12 protein-coding genes are annotated in these 15,173 nt (G+C 31.6%); 8 read left to right on the plus strand and 4 right to left on the minus strand.

Features of this window, described 5'->3' with window-relative positions:
- Positions 1-48: 48 nt before the first annotated feature.
- Positions 49-435, minus strand: a complete 387-nt coding sequence (gene ytxJ, locus AB2B44_RS08540; protein ID WP_369049158.1) for a bacillithiol system redox-active protein YtxJ — start codon at positions 433-435, stop codon at positions 49-51.
- 143 nt (positions 436-578) lie between these two features.
- Here ytxJ and clpB point away from each other — a divergent pair, with 143 nt between their 5' ends.
- From clpB to AB2B44_RS08565, 5 genes are all read left to right on the plus strand, one after another.
- Complete coding sequence (gene clpB / locus AB2B44_RS08545; protein WP_369049159.1) at positions 579-3,182, plus strand: ATP-dependent chaperone ClpB; 2,604 nt, start codon at positions 579-581, stop codon at positions 3,180-3,182.
- A 117-nt stretch (positions 3,183-3,299) separates the two neighbouring features.
- Positions 3,300-3,713, plus strand: a complete 414-nt coding sequence (tsaE, locus tag AB2B44_RS08550) for a tRNA (adenosine(37)-N6)-threonylcarbamoyltransferase complex ATPase subunit type 1 TsaE (protein ID WP_369049160.1) — start codon at positions 3,300-3,302, stop codon at positions 3,711-3,713.
- A complete protein-coding gene (locus AB2B44_RS08555) occupies positions 3,710-4,906 on the plus strand; it encodes an alanine dehydrogenase (protein ID WP_369049161.1) in 1,197 nt (398 codons plus the stop codon). Before tsaE ends, AB2B44_RS08555 begins: the two co-directional genes overlap by 4 nt.
- A gap of 2 nt (positions 4,907-4,908) precedes the next feature.
- The gene (locus AB2B44_RS08560) at positions 4,909-5,286 is read left to right on the plus strand and encodes a DUF4258 domain-containing protein (RefSeq protein ID WP_369049162.1); all 378 of its coding nucleotides are present in this window, start codon (positions 4,909-4,911) and stop codon (positions 5,284-5,286) included.
- A gap of 110 nt (positions 5,287-5,396) precedes the next feature.
- Positions 5,397-5,867: an OsmC family protein gene (locus AB2B44_RS08565; RefSeq protein ID WP_369049163.1), complete on the plus strand. Its 471-nt coding sequence runs from the start codon at positions 5,397-5,399 to the stop codon at positions 5,865-5,867.
- Positions 5,868-5,884: 17 nt separating this feature from the next.
- On the opposite strand, the gene priA is transcribed toward AB2B44_RS08565, so the two are convergent.
- Positions 5,885-8,332, minus strand: a complete 2,448-nt coding sequence (gene priA, locus AB2B44_RS08570; protein ID WP_369049164.1) for a primosomal protein N' — start codon at positions 8,330-8,332, stop codon at positions 5,885-5,887.
- Between the two features lie 81 nt (positions 8,333-8,413).
- On the minus strand, positions 8,414-9,895 hold the full coding sequence (locus tag AB2B44_RS08575; protein WP_369049165.1) for an aminopeptidase P N-terminal domain-containing protein: 1,482 nt from the start codon (positions 9,893-9,895) through the stop codon (positions 8,414-8,416).
- A gap of 134 nt (positions 9,896-10,029) precedes the next feature.
- Between AB2B44_RS08575 and gcvT the strand changes: the two genes are divergently transcribed.
- Both gcvT and rmuC read left to right on the plus strand, forming a co-directional pair.
- Positions 10,030-11,115, plus strand: a complete 1,086-nt coding sequence (gene gcvT, locus AB2B44_RS08580; protein ID WP_369049166.1) for a glycine cleavage system aminomethyltransferase GcvT — start codon at positions 10,030-10,032, stop codon at positions 11,113-11,115.
- 169 nt (positions 11,116-11,284) lie between these two features.
- Positions 11,285-12,607 (plus strand): DNA recombination protein RmuC, encoded by a 1,323-nt coding sequence (gene rmuC / locus AB2B44_RS08585; RefSeq protein ID WP_369049167.1) that lies wholly within the window; start codon positions 11,285-11,287, stop codon positions 12,605-12,607.
- Positions 12,608-12,693: 86 nt separating this feature from the next.
- Here the strand turns inward: rmuC and fabG are convergent, their stop codons facing one another.
- Positions 12,694-13,440 carry a 3-oxoacyl-[acyl-carrier-protein] reductase gene (gene fabG / locus AB2B44_RS08590; protein ID WP_369049168.1) on the minus strand — a complete coding sequence of 249 codons (747 nt, stop codon included), beginning with the start codon at positions 13,438-13,440 and terminating at the stop codon, positions 12,694-12,696.
- 468 nt (positions 13,441-13,908) lie between these two features.
- On the opposite strand from fabG, the gene AB2B44_RS08595 reads away from it, so the two are divergent.
- Positions 13,909-15,120 (plus strand): RsmB/NOP family class I SAM-dependent RNA methyltransferase, encoded by a 1,212-nt coding sequence (locus AB2B44_RS08595; RefSeq protein ID WP_369049169.1) that lies wholly within the window; start codon positions 13,909-13,911, stop codon positions 15,118-15,120.
- Positions 15,121-15,173: the final 53 nt, after the last annotated feature.

Consider the following 15,173-nt stretch of genomic DNA (forward strand, 5'->3'; position numbering starts at 1 on the left):
AAATTTTAAAGATGCAAAAATACGACTATTTAAGAGGTTATAAAAAAATTATGCGGTAAATTTAGCAAAGTCAATTTCTAAAATTTCATAATGTGATGCATGTGCTACTACATTCCCATTTTTTATAATTAGTATCTGAGGCGATTCGTGTATTACATTAAACGTATTACTTACTTCATTAGAAACACTTCTATAATTTAATAAATCTAAGTAGTATAGTTGAAAACCTTGTAATTCATTACTAAAATTGTTTTCCAATTGTTTTAAAACCATTCTACTTATAGCACATCTAGTAGAATGTTTAAAAATAATAACGGGTTTAGTTTCTGATTGCTGTTTAATAGTTGCTATTTCTTCTATAGAAGTGAATGAAATCCAGTTTATAATCGGAAGAACTTTCTTTTCTTGATTTTTGTTGTTTCTTAAAAATTTCATGATTAATCTATCTTTTTAGTGAGCCGTTTATAAAACAAAAAATGTTAAATTGTCAAAAAGTCAGTTAAAATAACTAAATTTAGACAAAATGACCGTTTTTATTTTGTATTTTTGAATGGTATTAAATTTGAAAAAGTAAAGGTATGAATTTTAATAATTACACTATAAAATCGCAAGAAACCATACAGCAAGCGCAACAGTTAGCGCAAAGTTATGGTCATAACCAAATAGAAAATGAACATATTTTTAAAGCATTGTTTTCAGTTGATGAAAATGTGTTACCATTTTTATTAAAAAAACTCAACGTAAATATTAACGTTGTACAGCAAATTTTAGATAAACAATTAGAAAGTTTTCCTAAAGTTTCTGGTGCAGACATTGTGCTTTCTCGTGAAGCCAGTAAAACTTTAACAGAAGCGTCTCTTATTGCAAAAAAAATGAATGATGAGTACGTTTCTATTGAGCATATAATTTTAGCTATTTTTAATTCAAAAAGTCAAATAGCGCAAGTTTTAAAAGACCAAGGTGTCACCGAAAAAAATTTAAAAGCCGCCATTGAAGAGTTACGAAAAGGTAATCGAGTAACCTCGCAAAGCGCTGAAGAGAACTATAATTCCTTAGATAAATATGCTAAAAATTTAAACAAATTAGCTCAAGACGGAAAACTAGATCCCGTAATTGGGCGCGATGAAGAAATTCGTCGATTGCTTCAAATTTTATCGCGCAGAACCAAAAACAACCCTATTTTAGTAGGTGAACCTGGTACTGGTAAAACAGCTATTGTTGAAGGATTGGCTCATAGAATTATTCGTGGCGATGTGCCTGAAAACTTAAAAAACAAGCAAATTTTCTCATTAGACATGGGAGCTTTAATAGCAGGTGCTAAATATAAAGGTGAATTTGAAGAACGTTTAAAATCTGTAATAAAAGAAGTAACCAAATCTAATGGAGATATCGTACTTTTTATTGATGAGATTCACACACTTGTAGGTGCTGGTGGCGGACAAGGAGCAATGGATGCCGCAAACATATTAAAACCCGCTTTAGCTCGTGGTGAATTACGTGCTATTGGAGCAACTACCCTAGACGAATATCAAAAATATTTTGAAAAAGACAAGGCTTTAGAGCGTCGTTTTCAAAAAGTTATGGTAAATGAACCCGATACCGAAAGCGCAATATCTATTTTACGTGGCATTAAAGATAAATATGAAGCTCACCATAAGGTACGAATTAAAGACGAAGCTATTATTGGTGCAGTTGAATTATCACAACGCTATATCACCAATCGATTTTTACCTGATAAAGCAATTGATTTAATGGATGAGGCTGCTTCTAAATTACGTATGGAAATTAATTCAAAACCTGAAGAATTAGATGTTTTGGATCGAAAAATTATGCAATTAGAAATTGAAATAGAAGCCATTAAACGTGAAAATGATGAAGCAAAACTAAATTCGTTAAATGCTGATTTAGCAAATTTAAAAGAAGAACGTAACGAAGTCAATGCTAAATGGCAATCAGAAAAAAGTGTGGTAGATAGTATTCAACAGCTAAAAACAGAAATAGAAAATTACAAATTAGAAGCCGACAAAGCTGAGCGAAATGGTGATTATGGAAAAGTTGCTGAATTGCGTTACGGTAAAATAAAAGAAAAACAAGAAGAATTAGATAAAAAACAAACCGAATTAGCTAATCAACAAGGAAATTCATTAATAAAAGAAGAAGTAACTTATGAAGATATTGCTGAAGTTGTAGCTAAATGGACAGGAATACCTGTAACCAAAATGATTCAATCTGAACGTGAAAAACTATTAATGCTAGAGGATGAATTGCACAAACGAGTTGTTGGACAAAACGAGGCTATAGAAGCTGTTTCAGATGCTGTTCGACGTTCTAGATCAGGATTACAAAACCCTAACAAACCCATTGGCAGTTTCTTGTTTTTAGGCACAACTGGGGTTGGTAAAACAGAACTTGCTAAAGCGTTAGCTCAATATTTGTTTGATGATGAAAATGCAATGACTCGTATTGATATGAGCGAATATCAAGAACGTCATGCGGTAAGCCGTTTAGTAGGAGCGCCTCCTGGATACGTAGGTTATGATGAAGGAGGACAATTAACCGAGGCTGTACGAAGAAAACCATACTCGGTAGTATTGTTAGACGAAATTGAAAAAGCTCACCCTGACACCTTTAATATTTTATTACAGGTATTAGACGAAGGTAGGTTAACCGACAACAAAGGTAGAGTTGCCGACTTTAAAAATACAATTATTATTATGACCTCTAATATGGGAAGCCATATTATTCAAGAGAAATTTGATAATTTTAAAGGCGACATACACACAGCGATGGAAACCGCTAAAACCGAAGTATTAGGTTTGTTAAAACAAACTATTCGACCAGAGTTTTTAAATAGAATTGATGACATTATCATGTTTACTCCATTATCAGAAGAAAACATTACAGAAATTGTAAAACTGCAATTAAATAATGTTAAAAAAATGCTCTTAGAACAGCATATAACTTTTGATGCTACTGATGAAGCAATTGCTTATTTAGCCAAAAAAGGTTATCAACCTGAATTTGGAGCTCGCCCAGTAAAACGAGTTATTCAAAAAGAAGTTTTAAATGAGTTGTCAAAAGAAATTTTAAAAGGTAAAATAACCTCTGACAGCATTGTTTTATTAGATGCTTTTGATGATAAATTGGTATTTAGAAATCAATCAGAATTAATTAAAAATTAAACTAAAACAAAAACAGTTTTAGTTACCTAAATATAAAAAACCTTATCAATATTTAAACATTGATAAGGTTTTTTGTTTTTTAAAATTTGACAAGTGTTTTTTTTATATTTGTAGCGTATGAACAAAACCTATTCTCTAGAAAATTTACCCTTAATTGCTAAAGAGGTAATACAAACAGCTAAACACAAAACACTACTCTTTTTTGGAGAAATGGGCGTTGGCAAAACCACATTAATAAAAGAGATTGGCAAACAATTGGGCATGATAGATGTTGCCCACTCTCCTACTTTTTCATTGGTAAACGAATACAAAACTACCGACAATCAAATTATTTACCATTTTGATTTTTATAGAATTGAAAACGAAGAAGAGGCTTATGACATTGGTATTGAAGACTATTTATACACCAATAACTGGTGTTTAGTTGAATGGCCAGAAAATGTAGAAAATTTACTACCTTTAGAAACTACAAAAATTATTATTTCAGTAACAGAAAATAACCAACGTAACATCCAACTTAAAAATCTATGAGTTTGTATTCACCATTTAGCAAGGAAGAATTGTTGCCCCAAACAGAAATGTTGGAAATAAAAAAGCAAAAAGGAAACTTATTTATAGGACTGCCAAAAGAAACATATTTTGAAGAAAAACGCATAAGTTTAACCCCCGACGCAGTAGCTACCCTAACTGCACAAGGTCATCGCGTAGTTGTAGAAACTGGGGCGGGCGATGGTGCAAACTTTACAGATAAAGAATACTCAGAAGCAGGCGCAAAGATATCATACGATGTAAAAGAAGCTTTTAGTTGTAATATTATTTTAAAAGTTGAACCTCCTTCTTTAAAAGAAATGGAAATGATAAACCCTCAAGCGGTTTTAATTTCGGCTTTACAACTAAAAACCCAAACAAAAAAGTATTTTGAAACCTTAGCCAAAAAACGAATTACCGCTATAGCCTTTGATTATATAAAAGATGAACACGGGGTGTATCCTATTGTAAAATCGTTAAGTGAAATTGCAGGAACAGCCTCTGTTTTAATAGCCTCTGAGCTGATGAGCAGTGTTAATCAAGGTAATGGATTATTATTAGGTAATATTGGCGGGGTACCCCCAACAGATATTGTTATTTTAGGTGCAGGAACTGTTGGTGAATTTGCCGCTCGTTGTGCTTTAGGCCTAGGTACACGAGTTAAAATTTTTGACAACTCAATTACTAAACTACGTAAACTTCAACATTGTTTTAACAGCCCTATTTACACCTCAACAATACAACCCAAAACATTAAAAAAAGCTTTAATGCGTTGCGATGTTGTTATTGGTGCGTTACGCGGCAAAGAACGCTCTCCTGTAGTGGTAAGCAAAGAGATGGTTCAAAAAATGAAAGAAGGGTCGGTTATTGTTGATGTTAGTATTGATCGTGGTGGCTGTTTTGAAACTTCAAAAATCACCACCCATAGTAAACCTGTTTATACAGAACACGGAGTTATACACTATTGCGTTCCTAACATTCCTTCTCGTTATGCACGAACCGCCTCGGTTTCTATTAGTAACATATTTACTTATTACTTGTTAAATATAGCTAATGAAGGGGGGTTTGAAAATGCTTGTCGTTATGATAAAAGTTTAAGAAATGGCATGTATTTTTATCACGGAATATTAACTAGCAAAACTGTAGCCGAATGGTTTAACCTTCCGTACAGAGATATTAATTTACTTATTTTATAAAAATGAAATTACTTAGGAGACTATTATTTTTCTTTATAGGTCTAGCCTTTGGTTGTCTAATTGTATACTTTTTTTGGAAACAAAAAAATGTATCTTTCGATTACGGAATGGATGCCCGAACACTTAAAACAATTAGAATAAAACAACGTATTTTTTCTGATGAAGCAAAACAAATAATGCTTTTAAATAAAATTGACACCGCTCAAATTTCTAGTATTTTAAAAAATGGAGATGTAAATTTTTCTAAAAGTAAACCGAGATTAAAACCTTGTGCTGAGTATTATATTACAGGAAAAGATAGTTTACAAAAAATTAATCTATACGTAAAACGCTGTAAAACAACTGCTACAATAGAAAAAATTATACTAAACAACAATTAGGTTAACAAACTTTATAGTGGTATTTATTATTTAAATACTTTAAAACCTCTCTACGCCATTAACAACAAACCTAGCCAAATTACCTAGGAACTTATAAAAAACTGTAAAGAGTGAAAAATCACATATACGAAATAACCGTTGAATGGACAGGTAATCAAGGAGAAGGTACACTGAGTTATCAATCATATAGCAGAAACCATCAAATTATAGCTGACGGAAAGTATGCTGAAATTAAGGGTTCATCTGACCCTTTGTTTTTAGGGGATAAAACGAGGTATAATCCAGAAGATCTATTTTTATCTTCCTTATCAGCCTGCCACATGCTTTGGTATTTACATTTATGCGCTACACATAAAATTGTGGTAACAGAATATCTAGACAATGCAATAGGTATTATGGAGAAAACTCAAAACGGAATTGAAAAATTTACTCAGGTTACCCTTAATCCAACGATAAAAATTACAGATAAAAATAAGATTAATCAAGCAACTCAATTACATATAGAAGCTAATAAAAAGTGCTTTATCGCTAATTCTTGTAATTTTAAAATCCATCATAAACCCACCATAATAGCTCAATAAAAAATGAGTGTTTCATCTTAATAAGCATCTACATCAATAATAAATTGAATCGATTTAAACTCTTTTATAGCTTGAAATGTATTGCGTATTTTTTTTAATTCCGTTTTTGTTTTTTCTAGCGACTGTTTAGGTTCAATTTTAATTACCATGTTTTTAAGATATTGATTTCTAATTCGCGAAATAGATGGTTCAGAAGGACCTAAAGCATTTTCTTTAAACACATTTTGTAACGCTTTTGCTAACCAATCAACACCTGTAGTAACCGTTATGTAATTTCTATGTTTTAATGTAATTTTAATTAGCCTATAATACGGTGGATAATGGTATTGCCAACGATCTTGAAGCTGTTGCTGATACATTTCTATATAATTTGTTGTAGATACTTGTTGTAAAATGGTATGGTATGGGTTATAGGTTTGAATAGCTACTTTACCTTGTTTTTTAACTCGCCCCGCCCTACCCGATACTTGAACCATAAGTTGATATGCACGTTCATGCGCTCTAAAATCAGGAAAATTTAGCAGTGTATCTGCATTTAAAACCCCTACCAATGAAACATTTTTAAAATCCAATCCTTTAGAAAGCATTTGTGTACCAACTAAAATGTCTATTTCTTGCGCTTCAAATGCTTCAATAATTTTTTGATAGCCGTATTTACCTCTAGTCGTATCTAAATCCATTCGCCCAATTGTATAATCTGGAAAAAGTTCATTTAATTCTGATTCAATTTGTTCGGTACCAAATCCTTTTGTATCTATAGTGTTACTACCACAAGCGTTACACGTGTTTACCATAGCACGTTGGTAATTGCAATAATGACACTTTAATTCTTTTTTAAATTTGTGATATGTTAAACTCACATCACAATTAGGGCATTGTGGCGATGTACCACAAGTAGTACATTCTACAACAGGCGAAAAACCTCTTCTATTTTGAAATAAAATCACCTGTTCTTTTTCAAGCAAAGCCTCATTAATAAGCTGTAACATCGTATCAGAAAAATGATTTGTCATTAATTTTTTTCGATGTTTTTCTTTAATGTCAATTAACTCAATTTTAGGCAATTGAACCCCTCCAAAACGCCGAGTAAGTGTAGCAAACCCATATTTTTGTTGAGTTGCATTAAAGTAACTTTCTACAGACGGGGTAGCAGACCCTAATAAGGTTTTTGCTTTTTGCATACCTCCTAAAACAATAGCGGCATCACGTGCATTATAACGTGGCGAAGGTTTAAACTGTTTATATGAAGTTTCGTGTTCTTCATCAATAATAATTAAACCTAAATTAGAAAAAGGTAAAAAAACAGCCGATCGGGTACCTAAAATAATTTGTGCTTTAGGTTTATTTGCCAAAAGGTTGTTCCACACTTCTACACGTTCGTGTATCGAGTATTTAGAATGAAATACTGAAATATAATTTCCAAAATAATTTTGTAAACGACTAATTATTTGAGTGGTTAAAGCTATCTCAGGTAATAAAAATAGTATTTGTTTGCCCATATCAATAACCTCTTGTATTAATTTTACATATACTTCGGTTTTTCCAGAACCCGTAACACCGTGTAATAGAGTTACATCTTTTTGTTGAAATGATTCTTTTATGGTAGCAAAAGCCTCTTCTTGAAATGTTGTTAATGCTTTTAACGACTTGGTATTGCCTTGGTATTGAATTCTATCAGTTTGTAAATAATAAAACTCAAAAATATTTTTATCAACCAACGCTTTTAATACAGCCGAGGAAGCATTTGATTGGGCTTGTAAATCTTTGGCTTTTATGGGTTTTTTACTCGCTTTTAATTGAAAGTAGCTTAATATAACTTCTTTTTGTTTTTGCGCTCTCGAAACAGTTTTTAAAAGTTCTTGTAAAGCTTCATCTTTATGGTATGCACTATTAAGTTTTACATACTTTACTAGCTTGGGCTTATAGGTTTCGTATATTTTTTCTTCAACATATATTGCCGATTTTTTAAGCAATTCATCAATTACACGAAATACTTTTTTTTTCTCTAAAATATCAACTACTTGTTGAATTGTTAAATGCGATTGATGTTGTAATGCTTCAAAAATTAAAAATTCATCATCAGTTAAAGTATCCTCGTCTTTAAAATTTTTATGCTTATAAATTACTGTTTCGCTTTCTAATAAAAAAGCTGCTGGTAAAGCGGCTCTATATACCTCGCCTAACGAACACATATAATAATCAGAAATCCATTGCCAATGCTGTAGTTGCAATTCATTAACTATAGGGTGTTGGTCTAAAATTTGATAAATTTCTTTAGCTTCGTATACTGTTGGCGGAGTATTATGAATGGCAAAAACTAAAGCCGTATAAATTTTGTTTTTACCAAAAGAAACAGCAACACGCATTCCTTTTTTTATAAAATTTGCCTCTGATTTGTTTATCGAATAGGTAAACGTTTTTTGTATAGGAACCGGTAATATAACATCGATAAAATACTGAGACACTAGAATAAATTATTAAAAAGTAATGCAATCAAAATTACATAAAAATAATATATTCTTTCAAAATAAAAAGACTTCTATAAATTAATCTAAATCGGGTAATATAAAATCGTCAAGCACACTCTTTTTCGCCATCATTTTTTCTATTGCTTCTACTGTTTTAGGTGCTTCTTCTGATAAAACCTTAGGCGCACTATTGGTAATTAAAACATCATCTTCTATTCGAACACCGATACCCCACCATTTTTTATCGCAATTACTGCCTTTTGGTATATAAACCCCAGGCTCTACAGTAATTACCATATTGGGTTGTAAAGCGCCATAATTTGATAAATCATGTACATCTAAACCAATATGATGCGAAGTTCCGTGCGGAAAATATTTGTGTTTTTGATCTATTGATTTTATAATTCCTAAATCAAAAAGCCCTTGATTTATAATTTTTTTAGTCACTAGTTTAGTAGCCCAAAATAAATTTCCAGCCCTACAAGCCTCAATACCTGCCTTTTGAGCTTTTAACACTAAGTTATAAATTGCTTTTTGTTGCGCATTAAATTTTCCATTTGCAGGTATCGTACGTGTAACATCTGCCGTATAACCATGATATTCTGCTCCTACATCCATCAAAACCAAATTGTTACCAACCGTAGGTTTGTCGTTTTCAATATAATGCAATATACACCCATTATTTCCTGAACCTACAATTGACGGATATCCCTCAAATTCTGCTCCGTATTTTTTGTAAACAAATTCATGAATTCCTTGAATTTCGGTTTCGCTCATACCAGGCTGCATCGCTTTCATTGTTTCTATTTGACCTATTGCTGAAATTCGAATGGCCTTGGTTAATAGTTTTAATTCTTCTGGAGTTTTTATTTCTCGCATTCCAGCCAACTCATAAGGCAAAAAACCAACATCTATTTTTTTACTTAAACCCAAATCAACCTTAGGATTGTATTCTTTTTCATAAGGATTATTACTAGTTGGCTTAAAAATTGCCAAATTATAACCTGATTGTTTTTTAAAACTTTCTACCAAATCATATGTTTCAGCCTTATCTGAAATCGAATTTCGATAATCATCATTAAATTTTTCAACAAAAATTTTATCGAATTTTTTAAAATCAATATGGTCCGTTTCAAACTCTTCTGTTGTTTTTACAGTAGTAAAACCGAGTTCTTTTTTTGCACCTTCTACCCCTAATCGCTTACCATTCCACATTTCTCTCTCTTTATCTCTTCTTTGCACATATAAAACTTCATTAAATGTATTTCCGTTTGCACTAGTTTGCATATCAGCATATAAAACTAAAACGGCATTAGGCTCTCTATACCCTGTTAAATAATAAAAATTAGGATCTTGGTGAAACACATAATCTACATCATTAGACCGATTTCTAATAGGGTTTGCAAATATAACCGCTACTGAATTTTTTGGCATTTTAGCACGTAAAATATTTCGTCTTTCTCTATGAAAATCTTTCGATAAAAAATCAGTTGCTTGTTGCGAATAAATTTCAGAACAAACCAACAAGACACTAACTAGTATATATCTTAGAAAAACCATTTTTTATTAAAATTAAGCATAAGTTGTAAAAATAAAATTATTTTTTTTGAATAAAAAAAATTAACAAAAGATTAAAGTTCAAAAATCACTTATTTTTCAATATTTTAGCGCAATAAAAACCAACAAACTAAAACATGAAAAATACTGCTTTAACGCATATACACGAAGCTTTAGGAGCAAAACTAGTACCTTTTGCAGGGTATAACATGCCTGTGCAATACGAAGGGGTAAATATAGAACACGAAACCGTTAGAAATGGCGTGGGAGTATTCGATGTTAGCCATATGGGTGAATTTTTAATTGAAGGAGAAAATGCTTTAAGTTTAATACAAAAAGTAACATCTAACGATGCTTCTAAATTAAAAGTAGGAAGTGCTCAATACAGTTGTTTTCCTAATGAAAATAATGGAATTGTGGACGACTTAATTTGCTATCGCGTTAAAGAAAACACCTATTTATTAGTAGTAAATGCCTCTAATATAGAAAAAGATTGGAATTGGATTAATCAATATAACAAAGAGTTTGGAGCCGATTTAAAAGATTTATCTGAAAACTATTCGTTATTAGCTATTCAAGGTCCTAAAGCTGTTGAGGCTATGCAATCTTTAACTTCAATTGATTTAGCAGATATTGCCTTTTATAAATTTAAAATTGCCGACTTTGCAGGTATTGAACACGTTATTATTTCTGCTACGGGATATACGGGTTCGGGTGGATTTGAAATTTATTGTAAAAATAGTGAAGTAGAACAAGTTTGGAACAAAGTAATGGAAGCTGGTGCCGATTATGGTATAAAACCAATAGGATTAGCCGCCCGTGACACCCTTCGTTTAGAAATGGGGTATTGTTTATATGGTAATGATATTGACGACACCACCTCTCCTATTGAAGCAGGTTTAGGTTGGATAACAAAATTTACTAAAGATTTTGTAAATGCTAAAAATTTACTTAAACAAAAAAAGGAAGGGCCTCAGCGCAAATTAGTTGCTTTTGAATTAAACGAACGCGGAATTCCACGTAAAGATTACGATATTGTAGATGGCAACGGTATAACTATAGGTAAAGTTACCTCTGGTACCATGAGCCCAAGTTTAGGTAAAGGAATTGGCATGGGATATGTACCAATTATTTTTGCAGAAACAGGTACACAAATACACATTCAAATTCGCAAAAAAGCAATTCCTGCAACTATTGTAAAACTACCATTTTATAAAGGATAAAATTTTAAAGTAATCATTTATTTAAGGCTATTTAAAATACCATAATAAGGTTTTTAAATAGCCTTAATTTATAGTATAAATTAGCCGTTTTTTATCGGTTCATAAGATTTGCATCTTAGGCTATGTTATTTGGCAATAAAACAATAACTTTAACATCTAATACTTATTAATGAACGAATTAATTATATATATACTCATAGCTATTACTGCTCTTGTTATTGGGTTGCTTTTAGGAAACGTATTTACCAAATTAAAACTTACCCAACAAAAAATGGTTTTACAAGAGCGTAATACGGTATTAGCAGAAATACAAAAAACAGCCGAAAAAACCATTAACGAACTACAAAGCGAAATAAAGGTTGTACAAAACGATAAAGAAAATTTAATAAAAGTAAATACTCGACAAGATGCCGATTTAAAAAACTTACAAGTAAAGCTTGATGAAAATAAAGCCGAAGTAGAAAAATTACAGGAAAAATTTACCAAGGAATTTGAAAATTTAGCTAATAAAATTCTAGATGAAAAATCGACTAAATTCACTGCCCAAAACAAAGAAAATATACAAACCATTTTAAATCCGTTACAAGAAAAAATAAAAACATTTGAGAAAAAAGTTGAAGACAGTCAAAAAGAAAGTATTAGTATGCATTCGGCTTTAAAAGAGCAATTATTAGGGTTAAAAGAGTTAAATGCTCAAATGAGCAAAGAAACCATAAACCTAACTAAAGCCTTAAAAGGTGATAGTAAAACACAAGGTAATTGGGGCGAATTAGTGCTTGAAAGAGTTTTAGAAAAATCGGGGTTAGAAAAAGATCGAGAATATTTTGTTCAACAAAGTTTTACCTCTGCTGAAGGAAAAAGAATATTACCCGATGTGGTAATTTATTTACCCAATAGCAAAAAAATGATTATCGACTCTAAAGTGTCATTAACGGCATATGAGCAATATATAAACACCGATAACGAAACGGATAAAAAACATTTTCTAAAAGAACATCTTAATTCTTTAAAAAGACATGTTGAGCAATTATCAGAAAAAAAATACGAAACAATTTACGAAATAGAATCACCCGATTTTGTATTGCTATTTGTTCCTATAGAATCAGCTTTTGCAGTTGCCCTTAACGAAGACAATAACCTATACAACAAAGCCTTTGAAAAAAATATTGTAATTGTTACACCTACCACTTTATTAGCTACTTTACGTACTATTGACACCATGTGGAATAACGAAAAACAACAACGAAATGCTATTGAAATTGCCCGTCAAGCAGGCGCATTATACGATAAATTTGACGGGTTACTAAAAGATTTAATAGGTATTGGAAAAAAAATTGATGCCTCTAAAGCCGATTACAATGCCGCCATGAATAAGCTCGTTGAAGGAAAAGGAAACTTAATTACTAGTGTAGAAAAACTTAAAAAAATGGGCGCAAAAGCTAAAAAAGCACTACCTCAAAATATTATAGAAAGGGCTGTTGAAGATGATTAGAATAATGTTTTTAAATATAAAATAAATAAAAAAGACACTTAAGGTTATATAGCTTTAAGTGTCTTTTTTATTTATTTTATACCATATTAGGTAAGCATCCCGCCATCAACTGACAACGTTTGTCCTGTAATATACGAACTCATATCCGATGCTAAAAACACACAAGCATTAGCAATATCTTCTGGTGTTCCACCACGTTTTAAAGGAATTTCATTTCGCCATCCTTCAACTACTTTTTCATCAAGTTTTGCTGTCATTTCAGTTTCAATAAAACCAGGTGCTACCACATTACTTCTAATGTTTCTAGACCCTAGCTCTAAGGCAACAGACTTAGAAAAACCTAAGATACCAGCTTTTGATGCAGCATAATTTGCCTGTCCTGCATTTCCTTTTAAACCAACAACCGAACTCATATTTATAATTGAACCCGACCGTTGCTTCATCATTGGTCGTATAACTGCTTTTGTTAAATTAAAAACCGATTTTAAATTTACTTCTATTACTTTATCAAAATCATCTTCAGAAATGCGCATTAATAAATTGTCTTTAGTAATTCCTGCATTATTTATCAATACATCTACAGTTCCAAAAGCTTCAACCACATTTTTCACTAGCTCTTGAGCAGCCTCAAAATTTGCAGCATTTGATTGATATCCTTTTGCTTGAACACCTAAAGCTTTTAATTCATTTTCTAAAGCTGTAGCCGCCTCTACAGAAGAACTATATGTAAAAGCAACATGAGCCCCTTGCTTAGCAAATTCTAAGGCAATGCCTCTACCAATACCTCGAGTACCTCCTGTAATTATAACTGTTTTATTTTCTAATAATTTCATTTTAATAAATTTAATTTTAACGAGTATTTTTTAATGTTTTAATTTAATGATTTTTCAAATCAAGCAAACAACTCTTTATCATATCATCTGTTTTCAAAGAGAATTAACTTAAATGGGGTAAGCTAAAAATTAGCAGAAACAAATATACTATAAATTAAAAACTATCAAAGTAAAAAAGACACTCTCAAATTTATCATTTCTTTAAACAAAATTCGATATCTGTTAAATAATTGTGAAATATTCATCATTCCAGCAAAAAAGACACGAAAATAACATTTGTTGGCACGATGCTTGACAGTATAAAATCGATAACATATGATAACTTGTTTTTCATTATGTAAATTATTTGAGTTAGTTGATTAAAAAGGCTACCTGTTTAGGGTAGCCTTTTTATTTTTAGCTTAAAACGAAAAAAATAACCAAAAAAATTAGGCATTAACGTATCTTTGCCTACTTAAAATTAATGTAATGAGGTTGCATAGAAATTTAGTTTTTGCAGTAATTGATAGTCTTAGAGATATTTTTAATGAAGGAATATATGCCGATAAGGCAGTAGAGCAAGCACTTAAAAGAGATAAACGCTGGGGAGCTCGCGATCGAAAATTTGTCGCTGAAACGATATACGATATTGTACGTTGGAAACGATTATATGCAGAAATTGCCAATGTAAAAGCCCCTTTTTCTAGACCCGATTTATGGCGACTATTCTCTGTTTGGTGTGTATTAAGAGGTATTCCTTTACCAGATTGGAATCAAATAGAGCCCACCCCTACTCGAAGAATAAAAGGTAAATTTGACGAACTTTCTAAAATTAGAAAGTTTCGAGAATCTATACCTGATTGGATTGATGCGCTTGGAGCACAAGAACTTGGTGACGAAACTTGGACAAAAGAAATTGCCGCTCTTAACAAACAAGCCGAAGTTATTTTAAGAACAAACACTCTTAAAACAACCAAGCAAAATTTACAAAAACAATTAGCCTTAGAGGGTATTAAAACTGAATTTATTAAAGGGTATAATGATGCTCTTAAGCTGGTAGAACGAGCCAATGTTTTTAAAACCGAAGCATTTAAAAAAGGTTTTTTCGAAGTACAAGACGCTTCTTCTCAGCTAGTTGCTCCTTTTTTAGAGGTTAAACCTGGTTCAAAAGTAATTGATACCTGTGCAGGTGCGGGTGGCAAAACATTGCATTTGGCTTCTTTAATGGAAAATAAAGGACAAATTATTGCGATGGATATCTACGAGAGTAAACTAAAAAAACTTAAAGTTAGAGCCCGCCGAAATGACATACATAACATTGACACTAAAGTTATTGATTCTACCAAACCGATAAAAAAATTATACGGTAAAGCTGACAGTGTTTTAATTGATGCTCCGTGTTCTGGTTTAGGGGTTTTACGCAGAAACCCTGATAGTAAATGGAAATTGCAACCCGAATTTTTAGATACCATTCGCAATACCCAACAAACTGTACTACAGCAATACAGCAAAATGGTAAAACCTGGCGGAAAATTAGTTTATGCTACGTGTTCTATATTGCCTTCTGAAAATCAGCAACAAATAAATAAATTTTTAACCTCTGAAGCAGGCAAAGATTTTTCGTTAGTAAAAGATAATAAGGTATTTGCTCATATTTCTGGATTCGATGGTTTTTACATGGCTCTTTTACAAAAAAAGTAATACCTAAAAAGAAAACAAACGGTATTACACGCTATTTAAATACAAGAAAATAA

The organism is Tenacibaculum sp. UWU-22, assembly GCF_041021355.1.
In the GTDB taxonomy this organism is placed as follows: Bacteria; Bacteroidota; Bacteroidia; order Flavobacteriales; family Flavobacteriaceae; genus Polaribacter.

Coding starts and splice junctions, on each gene's coding strand:
- ytxJ (WP_369049158.1), bottom strand. CDS start 435: ATGAAATTTTTAAGAAACAACAAAAATCAAGAAAAGAAAGTTCTTCCG.
- clpB (WP_369049159.1), top strand. CDS start 579: ATGAATTTTAATAATTACACTATAAAATCGCAAGAAACCATACAGCAA.
- tsaE (WP_369049160.1), top strand. CDS start 3,300: ATGAACAAAACCTATTCTCTAGAAAATTTACCCTTAATTGCTAAAGAG.
- AB2B44_RS08555 (WP_369049161.1), top strand. CDS start 3,710: ATGAGTTTGTATTCACCATTTAGCAAGGAAGAATTGTTGCCCCAAACA.
- AB2B44_RS08560 (WP_369049162.1), top strand. CDS start 4,909: ATGAAATTACTTAGGAGACTATTATTTTTCTTTATAGGTCTAGCCTTT.
- AB2B44_RS08575 (WP_369049165.1), bottom strand. CDS start 9,895: ATGGTTTTTCTAAGATATATACTAGTTAGTGTCTTGTTGGTTTGTTCT.
- gcvT (WP_369049166.1), top strand. CDS start 10,030: ATGAAAAATACTGCTTTAACGCATATACACGAAGCTTTAGGAGCAAAA.
- rmuC (WP_369049167.1), top strand. CDS start 11,285: ATGAACGAATTAATTATATATATACTCATAGCTATTACTGCTCTTGTT.
- fabG (WP_369049168.1), bottom strand. CDS start 13,440: ATGAAATTATTAGAAAATAAAACAGTTATAATTACAGGAGGTACTCGA.
- AB2B44_RS08595 (WP_369049169.1), top strand. CDS start 13,909: ATGAGGTTGCATAGAAATTTAGTTTTTGCAGTAATTGATAGTCTTAGA.